13 protein-coding genes are annotated in these 16,330 nt (G+C 54.0%); 3 read left to right on the top strand and 10 right to left on the bottom strand.

Annotated elements, in window-relative coordinates:
- Positions 1 to 78: 78 nt before the first annotated feature.
- The 5 genes from mdoH to K0H79_RS08710 form a co-directional block, all read right to left on the bottom strand.
- Positions 79 to 2,256 carry a glucans biosynthesis glucosyltransferase MdoH gene (mdoH, locus tag K0H79_RS08730; RefSeq protein WP_220077976.1) on the bottom strand — a complete coding sequence of 726 codons (2,178 nt, stop codon included), beginning with the start codon at positions 2,254 to 2,256 and terminating at the stop codon, positions 79 to 81.
- 7 nt (positions 2,257 to 2,263) lie between these two features.
- Positions 2,264 to 3,886, bottom strand: a complete 1,623-nt coding sequence (locus K0H79_RS08725; protein WP_220067662.1) for a glucan biosynthesis protein G — start codon at positions 3,884 to 3,886, stop codon at positions 2,264 to 2,266.
- 266 nt (positions 3,887 to 4,152) lie between these two features.
- Positions 4,153 to 4,806 carry a hypothetical protein gene (locus tag K0H79_RS08720; protein ID WP_258405507.1) on the bottom strand — a complete coding sequence of 218 codons (654 nt, stop codon included), beginning with the start codon at positions 4,804 to 4,806 and terminating at the stop codon, positions 4,153 to 4,155.
- A gap of 117 nt (positions 4,807 to 4,923) precedes the next feature.
- Positions 4,924 to 6,978 (bottom strand): S9 family peptidase, encoded by a 2,055-nt coding sequence (locus tag K0H79_RS08715; protein ID WP_220077974.1) that lies wholly within the window; start codon positions 6,976 to 6,978, stop codon positions 4,924 to 4,926.
- 152 nt (positions 6,979 to 7,130) lie between these two features.
- On the bottom strand, positions 7,131 to 8,666 hold the full coding sequence (locus K0H79_RS08710) for a fumarate hydratase (RefSeq protein ID WP_220077973.1): 1,536 nt from the start codon (positions 8,664 to 8,666) through the stop codon (positions 7,131 to 7,133).
- 161 nt (positions 8,667 to 8,827) lie between these two features.
- On the opposite strand from K0H79_RS08710, the gene pabB reads away from it, so the two are divergent.
- On the top strand, positions 8,828 to 10,243 hold the full coding sequence (pabB, locus tag K0H79_RS08705) for an aminodeoxychorismate synthase component I (protein ID WP_220077972.1): 1,416 nt from the start codon (positions 8,828 to 8,830) through the stop codon (positions 10,241 to 10,243).
- A gap of 30 nt (positions 10,244 to 10,273) precedes the next feature.
- Entirely contained in the window at positions 10,274 to 10,858 is a 585-nt protein-coding gene (locus K0H79_RS08700) for a CoA pyrophosphatase (protein WP_220078131.1), read from the top strand.
- An 88-nt stretch (positions 10,859 to 10,946) separates the two neighbouring features.
- On the opposite strand, the gene K0H79_RS08695 is transcribed toward K0H79_RS08700, so the two are convergent.
- A complete protein-coding gene (locus K0H79_RS08695) occupies positions 10,947 to 11,282 on the bottom strand; it encodes a hypothetical protein (RefSeq protein WP_011759799.1) in 336 nt (111 codons plus the stop codon).
- Positions 11,283 to 11,432: 150 nt separating this feature from the next.
- Here K0H79_RS08695 and asnS point away from each other — a divergent pair, with 150 nt between their 5' ends.
- A complete protein-coding gene (asnS, locus tag K0H79_RS08690; RefSeq protein WP_220077971.1) occupies positions 11,433 to 12,833 on the top strand; it encodes an asparagine--tRNA ligase in 1,401 nt (466 codons plus the stop codon).
- Positions 12,834 to 12,953: 120 nt separating this feature from the next.
- On the opposite strand, the gene K0H79_RS08685 is transcribed toward asnS, so the two are convergent.
- Genes K0H79_RS08685 through K0H79_RS08670 form a run of 4 tightly spaced genes read right to left on the bottom strand, consistent with a single transcriptional unit; the run spans position 12,954 to position 16,034 of the window.
- Entirely contained in the window at positions 12,954 to 13,865 is a 912-nt protein-coding gene (locus K0H79_RS08685; RefSeq protein ID WP_258405506.1) for an FAD:protein FMN transferase, read from the bottom strand.
- A 5-nt stretch (positions 13,866 to 13,870) separates the two neighbouring features.
- Positions 13,871 to 15,292, bottom strand: a complete 1,422-nt coding sequence (locus K0H79_RS08680) for a DUF3570 domain-containing protein (RefSeq protein WP_220077970.1) — start codon at positions 15,290 to 15,292, stop codon at positions 13,871 to 13,873.
- Positions 15,283 to 15,471, bottom strand: coding sequence for a DUF4266 domain-containing protein (locus tag K0H79_RS08675; RefSeq protein ID WP_220078129.1), 189 nt, complete (start codon positions 15,469 to 15,471; stop codon positions 15,283 to 15,285). The genes K0H79_RS08680 and K0H79_RS08675 overlap by 10 nt, the downstream gene beginning before the upstream one ends.
- 41 nt (positions 15,472 to 15,512) lie before the next feature.
- Entirely contained in the window at positions 15,513 to 16,034 is a 522-nt protein-coding gene (locus K0H79_RS08670) for a TlpA disulfide reductase family protein (protein ID WP_220077969.1), read from the bottom strand.
- Positions 16,035 to 16,330: the final 296 nt, after the last annotated feature.

The raw sequence follows: 16,330 nt of genomic DNA, 5'->3' as shown, positions 1-16,330 counted from the left end.
AGGGATTAAAACCTCCCCGTTATCAGCAACAAAAAAGCCCGGCAATCCGCCGGGCTTTTTCATTTGGCCATTCACTTCTCAGCAGATAGTCACCAGATCGTCATCGGCATAGGCTTCAGGCAACTGCTGCATGTGCTTCATCAGCAAGGGATTACCAAGCACATAACCCAGCTCCTGGCGGCTTAAGAGCGCCAGGAGACTCGTTTGACACTGGGCTTCGTGTACCTTAACCCGGGCAATAGCCTCTAGAGGCTCGATGGGGCTACCGGGCACATGGGTCGGCAACTTATCCATAATGCTCATGTGCAGCGCCATCATGTCGGCATTAGCCAGCAGCATGGGCACGTTCCAGCTCTCACCCAGGGCCTCGGCATAGTATTCACGCCTTGCCGATGCCGCCGCCACTATGGCCGGTTCATTCACCTCTTCCGGCGTGGCCAAAATTTTTCTGTCCTTAAACCATTGCCCGATGGGGCCGGACGCCGTGATGGCAGATAAGGGTACGGCAAGCCAGAGTCCAACCAGGGCCGGTGACATCCATGCCAGCAGGGTCAGGGAATCCAGAATGGCTGCATAACCCAGGAGCAAACCTGCAATCATGTGCCAGCGGTGGCGGTAGATCAGATCTTTCCACGGCAGACTGCCATCGTCACGACGCTGTGGCGACCATCCACTGTCGCGGCCAAAGAGGATAGAGAGCACGGCGCCACAATGAATAAACATCATAATGGGCGCGATCATGGCCGAGAGTATCACTTCGGTGATGGTGCTCAGCGCTATTCTCAGTCTGCCGCCCAATGCCTTACAGGTTTTGTTGTCAAACACCAACAGCAACAACCCAAAGATCTTGGGACCAAACAGTACCCCCATGGTGATGTAGAAAAGGCGCAATGCCCTGTCGGAGTCCATCACGGGCCAGGTGGGATAAAGTGAGAACTGATCCGAGAAGTACTCAGGGCGTATGTAGTGCGCCTGCAGGGCCAGCAGCAAACCCGAGAGGATGAGCATCAGCCAGAAAGGCGATGACAGATAAGACATGATCCCCGTGACGAGATGCATACGGCTAACCCAGTGCAGGCCTTTGGCGGGCAGAACACGGGTATGTTGCAGGTTACCCTGACACCAGCGACGATCGCGTACCGCCATGTCGATAATCGATGGCGGGCATTCCTCGTACGAACCATAGAGATCGGCAGCAATTTTCACGCTCCAACCGGCGCGGCGGATAAGCGCCGCTTCCACAAAATCATGGCTGAGGATGTGACCGCCAAAGGGAGGTTTACCGGACAAATGGGGCAAACCTGCCGCCTTCATAAAGGCTTCGGTGCGGATAATGGCATTGTGACCCCAGAAGTTACCTTCTTTTTGCACCCACCACGCCAGACCCGTACCAATCACAGGGCCATAGAAACGTGCCGCAAACTGCTGCACCCGCGCCATCAGGGTCGTGCCCTTGATAAGGGCGGGAATGGTCTGGATCAGGCCTGCGTCAGGATCGGCCTGCATCCGTCTTGCCAGCGACACTATGGTGGAGGTTTCCATCACACTGTCGGCATCCAGCACCAACAGATGGTCGTAACTGCTGCCCCAGCGTCGACAAAAATCTGCCACGTTACCGGCCTTACGGGCAACGTTTTTACGGCGGCGACGATAATACACCCGTGCCTTGCCTGCGGTGGCTTCACGAAGCAGCCAAAAGGCGTGTTCTTCGGCGAGAGCCACTTCAGGATCTGTGGTATCACTCAAGATAAACCAATCAAAGGCATGACCATCCGGCGTATCGGCAAGAGCCAGCGCCATGGTTTCCACCGCGGCGAACACCCTGTCTGGGGATTCGTTGTAGGTGGGCATCAGGATGGCGGTGCGGGTAGTGAGCTCCACCTCATCCACCGCGGATTTTTTACCGCGAATGATAGAAATCATTCCGGCAATGCCCGCACAAAAAGCCAGGGCAATCCAACAGAAGTTGATGGCAAAGAGTACCAGCACCAGGTATTCCAACGGCGTCAGGCCACCAAGCAAAAACACCCCGCGCATTTCATAAATGGCAAATGCAGACAACAGGAGTGAAGAGCCCACCACTGACCAACGTCTCAGCGCACTGGACTTAACACCGGCGGGTGATACAGGTGTTCGGGGAAAGCCTTCGCTCAGGGACTTAAGCGACTGGGTGGGCATGTCCGCCGGACGCTCCGGCGGCATGGCTGTGTCTCCGGCCAGCGCCGGAGACGGAGTTTCAAGCAACTTGTGTGTCATACCTGTCTCAGAGCGTCCAACGGTACAGCCAGGTTTCTACGCTGCGGGGTTCGTCAAACTTAAGCTCGGCACGGAACTCGGCCAGTCTGGTTTCACCCGGGTCAAACTCAAAGGACAAACGATAGCCATTGGATTTGGGGTTTTCGCGGATAACGACATTACTGACAACACCCGCAGAGGTTTCCACCTTGGGCGTGGGCAACTTGCCGGGCTTTTCGCCTTTCACCTCGTAGTCCACCACGAACAAACGTTTTGGCGTTGGCTTGGCGATGTCGGCACGGCCACTGGCACTGCGGCTTACGATAATGCTGTTATCCACCGGCACAGGGTTGGCACCCCATGACAGGTGATAGGAAAAGCGGTATTCGCTGCCGGCAGCGAGTGGCTGACGAGGTTTCCAGAAGGCCACAATGTTGTCGTGAATTTCAGACTGAGTTGGGATTTCAGTCAGTACCACGGCACCTGCGCCCCAGTTACCCACGGGTTCAACCCAGAGGCTTGGACGACGCTCATAGTTGGCTTCCAAATCCTGATAGTTCACGTAGTTGCGCTCGCGCTGCAGCAAACCAAAGCCCTGTGGGGAGTTGTCCATAAAGGCACTCACCTGCAGATCTTTTGGATTTGCCAGCGGACGCCACAGGCGCTCACCACGGCCATTGATCATCAAAAGACCGTCGGAGTCATGCACTGCAGGACGAAAATCGTCTGTCAGATGGCGACCATTGGGAGAATGCATGTACATGCTGGTGCTGGGCGCAAGACCCACCTTGGCAAGCTCTACCCGTGGGAAGAGCACGGCTTCCACATCCATACGGGTGTTGTCACCGGGACGGATGGAGAAACGGTAAGCACCGGCCACGCTGGGGCTGTCCAGCAGTGCATGGACCACAATGAGGTTGGTCTCGTTATTGGGCTTTTCTATCCAGAACGCGCGAAAAACCGGGAATTCTTCACCGGCCGGATCCGCAGTTTTTATGGCAAGGCCCCGGGCAGACAGGCCATAGGCGTTGCCTTTACCGAGGGCGCGGAAGTAACTGGCGCCCTGGAACACAAAGAGCTCGTCAAAATATTCACTGCTGTTCAACGGATAATGTACCCGCAAACCGCTGTAACCAATGTCTTCGTTGGGCAGCTTTTCACGAATAACTTCACCGGCACTGAACAGTGAGGGGTCATAAGACAGGTGAGTCGACTTTTTGCCTTCAACAATGGCAATTTCAATCAAATCCTGGAAATAAAAGCCGCGGTGGAACAGTTGCATCTGATACGGCAACCCGTCCTGCTTCCAGATGGCCTGTTCTGGCTTGAAGCGAATATCGCGATATTCATCGTAGCTGATGTTAGCCAGACCCGGCGGGAGCGGATCGCTCAAAGCGACATAGGGTTTGGCTGCAAGCTGTCTTGCGATGCGCACAACGGTGTCCGCATCAAAATTACCGGTTTTGGCAAAACGCACCTGAGTTGGCTTGGTTGGCTTTGGCGGCATTTCCGCTTTAACGGCAGGTTTTACCGTTTGCAGCTGCTCTGGCTCAGCGCCAAAGAGATGCAAGGGGGAAAGAGCAGACATGCCAAGCAGCAAGGCTGCCACGGCCTTGGGTTTGATACTGGCGGTGCGAGGAGAACGAACCATAGGGAGAATGACCCGAAAAGTGTTGAAAACAAGAGTGTTTATAGCTTAGGCGACGATGTGTTTTATGCCAAAATTAATGGCAAAAATATCGTGGCCCGCTAAGCGCGAAAGATATCAGAACGGCAAAAAAAAGCACAAACAATGTTGAGCTTACCCTATTACCGCGAAGACTTTGTAATTATATGTTTATAACTTTTTGAAATAAACGATTCGACGCAGGATTTCATGGCTAATCCTGCGCCCCTGTTCGGCTAAAGCCTTGTCAGCTAAGCGCAGTTCCACTCTGAGGGACAACTGCTGTTAAAGCGGGAAATCTCGGGCTCGCCTTCCCCTTTGAGCAGATAATAGTTGTCGCTATAAATTCGCCAGCGGCACAAATCAATGGGTGTTACTTCACTGGCATTTACGCTAACGGAAAGCCCCGCCTCTTCGAATGCCGCAGCTACCAGTTCTGAGCAAAAGAAACGACTGTAGTCACGCTCGTTGTAGCCAGGCCCCTTAATGCTGTCAAACATGTCGAAAGCCGACATCAGTGCCTGCGACAAATCGAACTGCTTGCGGGCCTTCGCCTGATTAAACAGAAAGTCATAAAAGCGGGTTTGATTGAACCGGGATGCCCTTAGCTCGGGACACAATGGCAGCCACCAAATATCTCCTTCGTAACTCAAACGGTCGCTGAACCGGTTGATTTGCACCCCGGTAAATCCGTTCAATTCGGTGGATTCGATGATTTGATTGAAGAAACGCCCGGAATCATCCTCTACCACCCGGGTTTGCAAAATAACCCCAACGTGGGACACGCTGGAGCGGGTTACAAACTTGGTCAAAATAGAAAAAGGCGCCCGGCCGCCAAAAGCAATGACGTCTCCGGGTTGCATCAGGGCTCTGGCGTCCTGATAGTTGATTGTCTTCATGGCCATAATGGCGCTCCTGGCTAAATCCATTTAAAAGAAGAGAAGCGACACTATACTGAAGTTTTCTCAAAATAAAAGCCGGGCGATTGCCCGGCTTCTTCTTTGTATTACAAGGAGTTTGGATTACTTAGCGGTCCAACGGTCCATCCAGCCCAGCACCTTGGCATACCACTGCTGAAGGTTGTCAGGGTTCAGGATCCAGTGATTCTCCTCAGGGAAAATCAGCAGCTCCGATGGAATATCGTTGCGCTGCATGTAACTGAACGCTGCCAGGCCCTGATCGTAGGGTACGCGGAAGTCTTTTTCACCGTGGATAACCAGCATGGGGGTTTTCCAGTTTTCAACATAGTTGACCGGGTTGAACTTCTCGTACAGCTCACGGTTCTTCTGGTAAGTGCCACCAAATTCGTACTCTGGGAACCACAGCTCTTCGGTCACATGGTACATGGAGCGCATGTCGAACAAACCTGCGTGGTTCACCAGACACTTGAAGCCGTCGTTCCAGTTACCCTGGATCCAGTTCATCATGTAGCCACCATAGGAGCCGCCAAGGGCACAGGCGTTGTTTACATCCAGCCACTTCTGCTGACTGCCAACGGCTGCGAGACCTTTTTGCAGATCTTCCAGCGGCTTGCCACCCCAATCCTGGGAAATGGAATCGGTAAAGGCCTGGCCATAACCGGTAGAGCCATGGAAGTCCACCATCACCACACCGTAACCGGCGCCGGCCCACAGCTGGGCATTCCAACGGTGGCTGAAGCTGTTACCAAAGGAGCCCTGAGGACCGCCGTGCACCAGATAGGCCACAGGGTACTTTTTGCCTTCTTTGTAGTTAGCAGGCTTAATCCAGTAACCATGAACGGTTTCGTTGTTCCAGCCCTTGAAGGAGAACTGCTGGAACTCACCGAATTTGATTTTGGCCAGCTTGTCTTTATTTACTTCGGTCAGACGGGTCAGACGATCGCCATCTTTGCCGATAGTGTAGAGATCGCCGGGCTCAACCAAACTGCGGTGAATAAGCACCAGTTTGTCACCGGTAATACCAACGAGGCTGTTGCTGCCATCGTTATAGATGGAACGCACATCGCCAAACTGGGTGTTCACTTCGAAAACCGACACCTGACCCACGTCCTGCGCGGTTACATACAGGGTGCGATTATCATCGGCAAACTGAATGGAAGATGGGCTTCTGTCCCACAGAGGGGCCACTTCTTTTTCCTGACCGGTTTTCAGATCACGCAGCATGATGGCGTAGCGATCGGCTTCAAAACCGGGACGCTTCATGGCGAGATAAGCCATGTAGGCACCGTCACTGCTGAACACAGGCTGGGCATCCCAGGCGATGTTGCTCTCGGTCAGGTTTTCAGGCTTGCCACCCTTCACGCTCACTTTCCACAAGTCGTAGTTGGTGGTCCAGGCCTGATCTTTGGAAGGCGCCTTGGCGCTGTATACCAGATGCTGGCTGTCAGCGGTGAAGGCGACTTCTTCCATGCCGGAAAATGGCTTGGGCGGCACTTCTGTATCCAGGCCCTGGGTCACATTCACCGGCGTACCCAGTGTATTGCCATTGATATCGGCCACGAACAGGTGATTGCGGGCATGGTCATGCCAGGTATCCCAGTGACGCACCATCAGCTGGCTGTACTCGCGGCCATTACTCTTGCGCTTGGCTTCGGCGTCAAACTTGTCTTTTGAACACTCCAGGGTGTCACACTCAGGGAACACCCTTAAGGTCATGGCCAGCTTATTGCCGTCTGGCGACAGCTTGATGCCATTAATATCCAGTGGCAAATCAGATACTTTTACCGCTTCGCCGCCGTTTAACGGCAGACGGTAAAGCTGACTGGTGCCATCGCGGCTTGCCAGAAACAGGATTGACTTGCCATCGGCGGCAAATACCACGTCATGCTCAGTGCCCTTGGCGCTGGTCAGCTGCAGTGGTGCCGCTTTGGGGTTGGTCAAATCCAGCAGGAACAGGTTGGACTCGCTGCTGCCATCTTCATTGATTTCTTTGAGGCCATACACCAGTTTGCTGCCATCGGGTGACAGGGTTTCTGAATGCATTTTATTGAGTTTCACCAGATGCTGAACCGAAAACGGCTCGGCGCCCGAGGCGAACGCGGCACCGGATACACCGGCCAGTGCCAGCGACAGGGCGATAGCGCTTAATTTCTTCATGGATGTTGTCCGCAATACTGTTTGTTATTGTTAGTGGCCATGGGCCAGATATGCCATCCCGGCAAAAAACACACCTTAATCCAAAGACAAGGGCCCGGACAAGTGTGTCTGGGCCCTTTTCAATTATGGATTTGTATCAAAATCCAACGCTATTACGCCTTGGCGTTCTGGATGTTCACTTTCCAGATGGCCGGGCCTGTCTCGTGGGCGTTTACACCCTGAGTGTCCACCGCCACGGTCACAGGCATATCCTGCACATCGAACTCATAGATGGCTTCCATACCCAGATCTTCAAAGGCAACCACACGTGCGTGTTTGATGGCTTTGGATACCAGATACGCGGCGCCGCCAACGGCCATCAGGTAAACCGCCTTGTGCTGCTTGATAGACTCGACGGTGGCAGGACCACGCTCGGCCTTACCAATCATGCCCATCAGGCCGGTCTTATCCAGCATCAGATCGGTAAACTTATCCATGCGGGTGGCTGTGGTTGGGCCGGCAGGACCCACGACTTCGTCACCAACCGGATCAACCGGGCCCACGTAGTAGATAAACTTGCCGGTGAAATCCACGCCTTCCGGCAGACCTTCACCCGACTCAATCAGGGTTTGGATGCGCTTGTGGGCCGCGTCACGGCCGGTGAGCATCTTACCGGACAGCAGCAGGGTGTCGCCGCTCTTCCAGGTTTCGATGTCGGCCTGAGTTACTGTGTCCAAATTCACGCGGCGCACGCTCTCGCCCACTTCCCAGGTGATTTCAGGCCAGTCACTGAGGCTTGGCGGCGCCAGATCGGCAGGACCTGTGCCATCCAGGTGGAAGTGCACGTGACGGGTCGCGGCGCAGTTGGGGATCATCACCACAGGCTTGGAGGCAGCGTGGGTTGGCGCAGATTTGATTTTTACATCCAGCACTGTGGTCAAACCGCCGAGGCCCTGGGCACCAATACCCAGACCGTTGGCGCGCTCGAAAATATCCAGACGCAGTTTTTCTTCTGCGGTTTCGGCGCCTTTGGCCATCAGCTCATGGATATCGATGCTTTCCATCAGGGCTTCTTTGGCCATCACAGCGGCTTTCTCGGCGGTGCCGCCGATACCTATGCCCAGCATGCCGGGAGGACACCAGCCAGCGCCCATGGTTGGCAGGGTCTTTTCAACCCAGGCGGCGATATCGTCGGATGGGTTAAGCATCACCATCTTTGATTTGTTCTCGCTGCCGCCGCCCTTGGCGGCAATGGCCACTTCCACATGGTTACCTGGCACCATGTCGATATGCACCACCGAAGGCGTGTTGTCTTTGGTATTTTTACGGCCACCGGCAGGGTCGGCCACGATGGATGCGCGCAGTGGGTTATCCGGGTTGGTGTAAGCGCGGCGAACGCCTTCATCCACCATCTGCTGCACTGTCATGTCGGTTTTATCCCACTGTACACCCATGCCCACTTTCACAAAGCAGGTCACGATGCCGGTGTCCTGGCACAGAGGACGCTTGCCCTCAGCCGACATGCGGGAGTTAATCAGAATTTGAGCGATGGCGTCTTTGGCGGCGGCGCTCTGTTCGCGCTCGTAGGCCTCAGCCATGGCATCGATAAAATCTTTAGGGTGGTAGTAGGAGATGTATTGCAGTGCATCCGCAACACTTTCAATAAAATCGGCCTGCTTGATCACGACCGGCGAGTGATTCTCTGACACGTTATGCTCCGACTCTCTCAGCTTTGTTGACAGCTCTATTTATAGGGAAGACCACAGACCCTGTGGGACCAGGCCTTTTGTTTTGGTTAATCCTTTTTCGGCCAATATGATACTCTGTTGCAAATCTTTGGGCTACATCACAAGTTGAATAAGGTTAATCGATGTTTCCACCCCTGCCCACTCGTATAAATCATGCACAGCTCGCCATTAAAACCCTCGATTGGACCGCATCCAGCAACGACGTTTTTGCCCCATTGTCCAATCTACCCTGGTCCATGCTGCTTGACTCGGCCGATGCGCCGCACATGGACGCCCACTGTGATATTTTGGTGGCAGCCCCTGTTGCTACGTTGAAAGTGTACGAGAGCCACTCCGAACTCACCTATGGGGGCAATACACAGAGACTCGACACCTCTGAGTGCCCTTTTTCGCAGCTGCAGGCGGTGCAGCATGCGCTTTTCAGCGTTCAAAAAAATGCATCGCTACCTTTTGTCGGTGGTGCATTAGGCAGTTTTAGCTACGATTTAGGCAGGCGTATTGAGCGGCTACCTAACACGGCTCAGGACGACATCAAACTGCCATTGGCCTGTGTTGGCTTTTATGACTGGGCGCTTATTCGAAGCTATCAATCCAATTCATGGCAACTGGTGCATTATCTGGGGGAGGACGCATTAAACGACACACTGGCATGGCTTGAACAGCGGCTTCTCTCTGCCCAAACCGTGGTAGAGTCCAACGCCAGTTTCTCGCTGCTAACCAAGTTTACCCCCCAAATCACCCGTGACCAATATCAGCAGAAATTCAATCGGGTGCAGTCGTATTTAACGAGTGGTGACTGCTACCAGATAAACCTGACCCAAAGGTTCAGCGCCGATTATCAGGGCAGCGAGTGGCAGGCCTACCTTAAGTTGCGCTCGTCCAATGGGGCGCCCTTCTCTGCCTTTATACGGCTTGAAGAAGGTGCCATTTTGTCCATTTCGCCGGAGCGGTTTATCAAACTCGACGGCAGACAGGTGGAAACCAAGCCTATCAAGGGCACCTTGCCACGACTGGCCGACCCAGATGCTGATAAAGCCAATGCCATCGCGCTGAAAGCCTCGCCCAAAGACAGGGCCGAAAACCTGATGATTGTGGATTTGCTGCGAAACGATATCGGCCGGGTAGCAAGCCCGGGCAGCGTGCGGGTGCCCAAGCTCTTTGATGTGGAAAGTTTCCCGGCGGTGCACCACCTGGTCAGCACAGTGACCGCTGAGCTTGCCACAAACAAAGATGCCTTTGATTTATTGAGAGCAGCCTTCCCCGGCGGCTCTATTACAGGCGCCCCCAAAATCCGCGCCATGGAAATTATTGAAGAGCTTGAGCCATCCCGGCGCAGCATTTACTGTGGCTCCATCGGTTATATCAGCCAGCACGGTAATATGGACACCAGCATTACCATTCGCACCCTGGCGGCTGTCGATGGCAAACTTCACTGCTGGGCCGGTGGCGGCGTGGTGGCCGACTCGAATGTCGACAGTGAGTATCAGGAAACCTTCGACAAGGTCAGTCGTATTTTGCCGATACTGGAACAGGAATAATTGTTTATGCGTTTTACAGGTGCGGACACCATGACTGTTGACGAACTGAGGTTGCACTTTTCGTTGCAGCCACTTCGTCATGCCATAGTGTCGGCCCCCCTGAAAAACAGAGTAAGGGAAGCGGCCGTGCTGATGGCGCTTGAGGAGTTGAACGGTGAGCTTCAGCTCATACTCACCACCCGCCCCACCCACCTTAAGGCCCACCCCGGCCAGGTGAGTTTTCCCGGTGGCAAGGTCGAGTCGAGCGATCTTAGCCCAACCCACACCGCGTTCAGGGAAGCCGAAGAAGAAATCGGCCTGCGAAGTGAGAATTTAGAGCTCCTGGGCCAGTTTCCCACCCACAGAACCTTCACCGGCTTTGAAATCACCCCTGTGCTGGCACTGGTGAAAAATCCATTTGAGACAAGAATCGACCCCGGTGAGGTGGCTGAGTGTTTTCGGGTGCCTCTGCACTTTTTTATGCAGGACAAACACAGGCATATCCGGCAATTCCAACGCCAGGGACATAGTTATCATGTGGTATTTATTCCATGGGAAGGACGCCTAATCTGGGGCGCCACTGCAGCCATGATAGATTTGCTGTGCCGCCACCTTAAGGATGGCGGCGCTATCTAGCATCGTTATCGTGTAATTAGGTGGAAGACGGAGATTGGCGTAAATCAGCTTGATAGCGTAATTAATCAGTGCCGGGCATGAAAAAGCCCTACACCCAAAAGCTCATATAGAGGCCGGCGGCCAGCGAAGAGAGCAATAACAAGGGAATGTTAAACCAGTACCCCATACGGCTGTGCTGCGCCACATAGACGTTAAACAACAGACTCACCAGACTCACACCGCACACTATCCAGATGACCTGCTCCAATCGCAGGGTGAGTGAAGGCTCCCAGAATAACCTTACGGTTGCACCTTTTGACAGGAAATAACCCACCGCTCGATCGGGCCTCGCTTCGTGAAACAGCATCAAAGCCCATATCGCCAGCGCCCATCCCAAAATGGACAAACCTGCCAGCAGTAACTGGAAAATACGCAGTTTACTCATGGCTCACCTCCATTTGTGCAACCCGGCTCCACAAGATTGTGAATATATTCCGCAGCATACCTTTTTCAGCTTGAGAAAAGCCACCGGAAAGGTAATATAAACCTCCTTTTTGATTTTATATTACATGTTTCGTTGGAGATAAGCGCAGCAATGAGCATTGCATCTATCGCATCCGTATTTAAGGGTGATTTCGCCCCCGGTACCGAGATCACGGTACGCGGTTGGGTTCGTACCCGTCGGGATTCCAAGGCAGGGATCTCCTTCCTCGCCGTCTATGACGGCTCCTGTTTCGATGCCATTCAGGGCGTAGTGCCCAATGCTCTGTCTAATTACAATGACGAAGTGCTGAAGCTGACCGCTGGCTGCTCTGTGGAAATGACCGGTAATCTGGTGGAATCTCCTGGCACAGGTCAGGCGTTCGAACTGCAGGCGACTGCAGTGAAAGTTACCGGCTGGGTAGACGATCCGGACACTTACCCTATGGCTGCCAAGCGCCACTCTATCGAGCACCTGCGCGAAGTGGCTCACCTGCGTCCCCGTACCAACATCATTGGTGCCGTGGCCCGTGTACGTAACTGTCTGTCTCAGGCTATCCACCGTTTCTACCACGAGAACGGCTTTATTTGGGTTTCTACCCCCATCATCACCGCCTCTGACTGTGAAGGCGCCGGTGAAATGTTCCGCGTCTCCACTCTGGATATGGAAAACCTGCCACGTACCGACGCTGGCAAGGTAGATTACGACCAGGACTTTTTCGGCAAAGAAGCCTTCCTGACCGTATCGGGTCAGCTGAACGGCGAAACCTACGCCTGTGCCCTGTCTAAAATCTACACCTTCGGCCCCACATTCCGCGCCGAAAACTCCAACACCAGCCGTCACCTGGCGGAATTCTGGATGGTTGAGCCGGAAGTGGCCTTTGCCGATCTGAACGATATCGCCGGTCTGGCGGAATCCATGCTCAAGTACTGCTTCAACGCCGTACTCGAAGAGCGTATGGATGACATGAAGTTCTTCGCCGAGCGTGTAGACAGCAGTGTTATCGATCGTCTGCAAAACTTTGTGAGCAGCGACTTTGCCCAGGTCGATTACACCGACGCCGTTGAGATTCTGCAAAACTGTGGCAAGACCTTCGAATACCCTGTTGAGTGGGGTATCGATCTGCAGTCTGAACACGAGCGTTATCTGGCCGAAGAGCACTTCAAAGCCCCTGTGGTAGTGAAGAACTATCCGAAAGATATCAAAGCCTTCTACATGCGCCTCAACGAAGACGGCAAGACTGTAGCGGCCATGGACGTACTGGCGCCCGGCATCGGTGAAATCATCGGTGGCTCCCAGCGTGAAGAGCGTCTGGACGTACTGGATGCCCGTCTCGAAGAAATGAACCTGTCAAAAGAAGACTACTGGTGGTACCGCGACCTGCGCCGTTATGGCACAGTGCCACACGCCGGTTTCGGTTTGGGCTTCGAGCGTCTGGTCTCTTACGTGACCGGTGTGGGCAACATCCGCGATGTGATCCCATTCCCACGTGCACCACGCAGCGCGAACTTCTAATTGAGAGAAGCGCCAAGGTCTAATCGTGTAAAAGCTATCACGCGATAACGAAAAAGCCGCCTTATGGGCGGCTTTTCTATTTTTGATTACTTTTAGATTTCAGTGCGATTTACGCAATGCTCAGCGCTGCACCAAATGCACCAAACCTTCACCGCGAAGAAAGGCCTCTGCGCCCTCGCCCTTTAGCATGGCCATGGTCGACAGCATTCCCGCTGCAGAGGCGCTGGGGGCAAGAACTGTGACTGAGCGCGGCGCATCCGGCACCGGATAACCGGTTTTGGGTGACAGGATATGCCCAACGCGCTTACCGTCCTCCAGCACAAAGCGTTTGGTATCACCGCTGGTTGCAAGACCGCCGCCGGGAAATTCAACAAGACCCGATGCTTCCGCCTGCAACATCTCAAAGTCACTTTCAGCATGGACACCTTCAACCCCAATCCGCCAGGGATAGCGACTCGCGGCTATGTCACCGCCAAGGTTTACCAGCACAGCAACGTCAAGCCCAAGGGCCCTGACTTGCCGCTCTATCAAAACGAGCGCCCGGTCGGCGGCATATTCTTTGGCTATGCCACCAAAATCGAGACTCATACCTGCGGGTAAAAAGAGTCGCCAACTGCCTTGGTCTTTGTAAAAGCGCAGCCTGTCAAAGCCGATGTGTTCAAGGGTAGCTTGAACGTCGGCATTTGTGGGGAGCCACTTTTCATTCAGGCCAAAGCCCCACAGGCGTTGTAGTGGCGCCACAGTAATGTCAAAAAGCCCACCTGATAGCCGGTAACAGTCGGCAGCAAACTGAAGCAGCCCCGCGGTTTCGGCATCGATACTGAGGTCAACGCCAGCACTGGCATTGATGCGGCTAAGCTCACTCTCTGGCAAAAAGCGGCTGAACTTGGCTTCAATACGCCTCACTTCGGCGATGGCGAGCTTCGCAAGAGTGTTAGCCTGTGGGTCACTTGCACCGATAAACAGCAGTTCACAGTCACTCGCCATGGCGCTGAAGCGTATCCGCCCTGCACTCAGCTTGGTGCCTGTCATCGGACTTAATTCCACGAGTAGTTGACCTGCAACATGGCGGCATTAAGCTCTGGGTAGAGCTCCAGCCCCTTAAGGCCGTCGAGACTGGAGGCCTCCCCCCGGGGTTGCTGACAGTAATACTCTAGCCGCAGCGCAATCTCATCGCCATCTTTAAGGCGCCAGCCGGTTTTAAGGCCTATCGTCAAAGTGTCCATATCACCGATGCGGTAATCGGCGCTGATATGCTCAGCGACGGGCTCGCCACTGAGCAAATAGGGGGTGAAAAAATCCACGCCGTACTGCCGATACGCCCGCAGATGGAACTGGAGATAGGGCCCAGTCCTGGTGCTGAAATAATGGCGATAGCGGCCTTCCAGGGTATGGGAGCCAAGGCCCCAATCATCAATGGTAAAGCGGTAGGAGTACTCAGCCACACCACGCTTGAATGCCGTCTTTCCGAGCACAAATGCGCTTTGCTTTAATCGGCTGTCAGGCCGGGATTCATAGAGGTAATGGCTGGCAGTGCCGCTGGTATCCAACACAGACACCAGCTTATAGGGGTCATTCAAATAGCCGCTGGAATAGCCAAGGCCGTAGTTGAGCTGTACCAGGGTGGATTTGCTGAGGATTTGGGTCACGCCCAACATCAGCTCGCCTATACGTTTATCACCGACACCGCGCTCACGGCTTGAATCAAATGCCTGCCAGAAAGCCTCTTCGTTGGCAAAGTCTTTACGGATGGCCATGGTGCTTAAGGGTACGGGTCTGCCACCCACGGCATCAATCAAATCGTAACCCAGGGCGCCGGATAAACTTAAGGTAGTGTTGTCTTTAAAAAAGCCCCACTCTATGCCGCCATTCACCCCGAGAGAGAGATAATCAAACTCTTTTGAACCATAAACACCGGCGTTGACCCTGGTGTCGGTATCCAGCGTTTTCTGCCAGCCACCGGTCAGCGACAGCCGGGTATCCTGAAAGGTGTCATCCAGCGGGGTTTCGCCTGCTGCAACCTGATATTCGCCCTTGCCTGAAGGGCGGGTAAAGGTCTGAGCGCGCTCCTGCGCTGCAGCACCTGAGGCCGATGCACCGGACAGGCTGTCGAGTACAATTTTAGTGTTAATGGATTCGCTGTCGGATAAGGCTTTTACGCCAGACAGCACACCTTCGATGGCCTGCACCCGTGAATCTTCACGGTACCACAAGAGCGCTGCATCGATTTCCCAGCCGTCGATTAACCGGGTAAGCAGGCTGTCATTTTCGCTTTGCGGCAGCTGTTTTACCGTATCAGCCGCGTCAACCGCCGGTGTTTCGGTCGCTGCCGCATCAAAGCCTATCATGGCAAGGCTTGAGAGGCAGACGGCGGCCGCAATGCCGGGTTGACGAAGGCGCGTCTGTCCCGTTGGCTCAGTCACTGAGCCATCAACTGGCGACGCCGACATTAATTGCATCCGCAGCCGCCTCCGCCAAAGCTTCTGCCACCACTGGCACCTTCTTTACTGAAATACACATGGTCATCCAAAGACAAATCCAGTGCCTCGGCGCCCAGCTGCATATCCTCGCGGGCAAATTCGCCCTTCTCCCAGGGCTGCAGTGTGGTGCAGCCGCCAAGTACCATTAAAGGAAGCATCAAAGGCAGCGCAGCCGCGAAAGAGATTCTTGTTTTGAACTTCATTTTGGCTGCTCCAGTAAGGTCACGAGTTCGGCTTCATATTCAACCGACTTCTCGGTGAAAAAGCCCACGTGGGTCGAGACGAGTTTACCCGACCGGTCAAAGACAAAACTTGAAGGCATCCCCAGTAAGTCAAACTGTCTGGCGACCTCGCCTTGGCTGTCATAGCCGATGATGAACTGAGGCTTAAGGTCATCCAGAAATGGGTTGGCATCCCCACTGTCGGTGTCCAGATTGATGGCTATCACGGCGAGCCCCTTATCCTGGTAGCGACTGTGCATCTCATTCATCCAGGGGAAAGACTTGCGGCATGGCCCGCACCAGGACGCCCAAAAATCCACGTACACGACCTTGCCGCGATAATCACTCAGGCTAAATGCCTTGCCACTCCCATCCACAATGCTGTGATCAAGAGTTGGCGTGGCATAGCTGCTAAACGGCAGGCCAAGAAACAAAACAGCGGCGCAGAGAAATGGACTCAGCTTGGTTGGCAATCGGATTGAAAACTTTACAAAGTTCATAAACGGCTCGGATGTAGACGGCTGTGGGTAGGTAATTGTGTTTTCATTAGCTTAAGGATTTCGTGAGCATCCGGGAAGTCCCAGATGCTCACGAAATCCCGAGACATGGCGCGGCAAAATTCGGCCAAAGTGGGACATTTTGTCTCACCGAAAAATCAAAAGCATGACACACCTCATGTTACCAAGATGTCAAAGCCATGTGTAAGCACACGTTACGTAAAAGCTTGACGTGTATCAATATGATGACCAAGCCCCCTTCCTACACTTTTCCTGAAATGTCGTGCATGCCAAAAGCA

Source organism: Shewanella sp. FJAT-52076 (assembly GCF_019457455.1).
GTDB lineage: Bacteria > Pseudomonadota > Gammaproteobacteria > Enterobacterales > Shewanellaceae > Shewanella > Shewanella zhangzhouensis.
The sequence above is the reverse complement of the archived record's forward strand: the minus strand, read 5'-3'. Positions and strand labels throughout refer to the sequence as shown.

What these genes read in the sequence shown, in the direction of transcription:
- mdoH (WP_220077976.1), bottom strand. Translation starts at nt 2,256, where the DNA reads ATGACACACAAGTTGCTTGAAACTCCGTCTCCGGCGCTGGCCGGAGAC.
- K0H79_RS08725 (WP_220067662.1), bottom strand. Translation starts at nt 3,886, where the DNA reads ATGGTTCGTTCTCCTCGCACCGCCAGTATCAAACCCAAGGCCGTGGCA.
- K0H79_RS08720 (WP_258405507.1), bottom strand. Translation starts at nt 4,806, where the DNA reads ATGGCCATGAAGACAATCAACTATCAGGACGCCAGAGCCCTGATGCAA.
- K0H79_RS08715 (WP_220077974.1), bottom strand. Translation starts at nt 6,978, where the DNA reads ATGAAGAAATTAAGCGCTATCGCCCTGTCGCTGGCACTGGCCGGTGTA.
- pabB (WP_220077972.1), top strand. Translation starts at nt 8,828, where the DNA reads ATGTTTCCACCCCTGCCCACTCGTATAAATCATGCACAGCTCGCCATT.
- K0H79_RS08700 (WP_220078131.1), top strand. Translation starts at nt 10,274, where the DNA reads ATGACTGTTGACGAACTGAGGTTGCACTTTTCGTTGCAGCCACTTCGT.
- K0H79_RS08695 (WP_011759799.1), bottom strand. Translation starts at nt 11,282, where the DNA reads ATGAGTAAACTGCGTATTTTCCAGTTACTGCTGGCAGGTTTGTCCATT.
- asnS (WP_220077971.1), top strand. Translation starts at nt 11,433, where the DNA reads ATGAGCATTGCATCTATCGCATCCGTATTTAAGGGTGATTTCGCCCCC.
- K0H79_RS08685 (WP_258405506.1), bottom strand. Translation starts at nt 13,865, where the DNA reads ATGACAGGCACCAAGCTGAGTGCAGGGCGGATACGCTTCAGCGCCATG.
- K0H79_RS08680 (WP_220077970.1), bottom strand. Translation starts at nt 15,292, where the DNA reads ATGCAATTAATGTCGGCGTCGCCAGTTGATGGCTCAGTGACTGAGCCA.
- K0H79_RS08675 (WP_220078129.1), bottom strand. Translation starts at nt 15,471, where the DNA reads ATGCTTCCTTTAATGGTACTTGGCGGCTGCACCACACTGCAGCCCTGG.
- K0H79_RS08670 (WP_220077969.1), bottom strand. Translation starts at nt 16,034, where the DNA reads ATGAACTTTGTAAAGTTTTCAATCCGATTGCCAACCAAGCTGAGTCCA.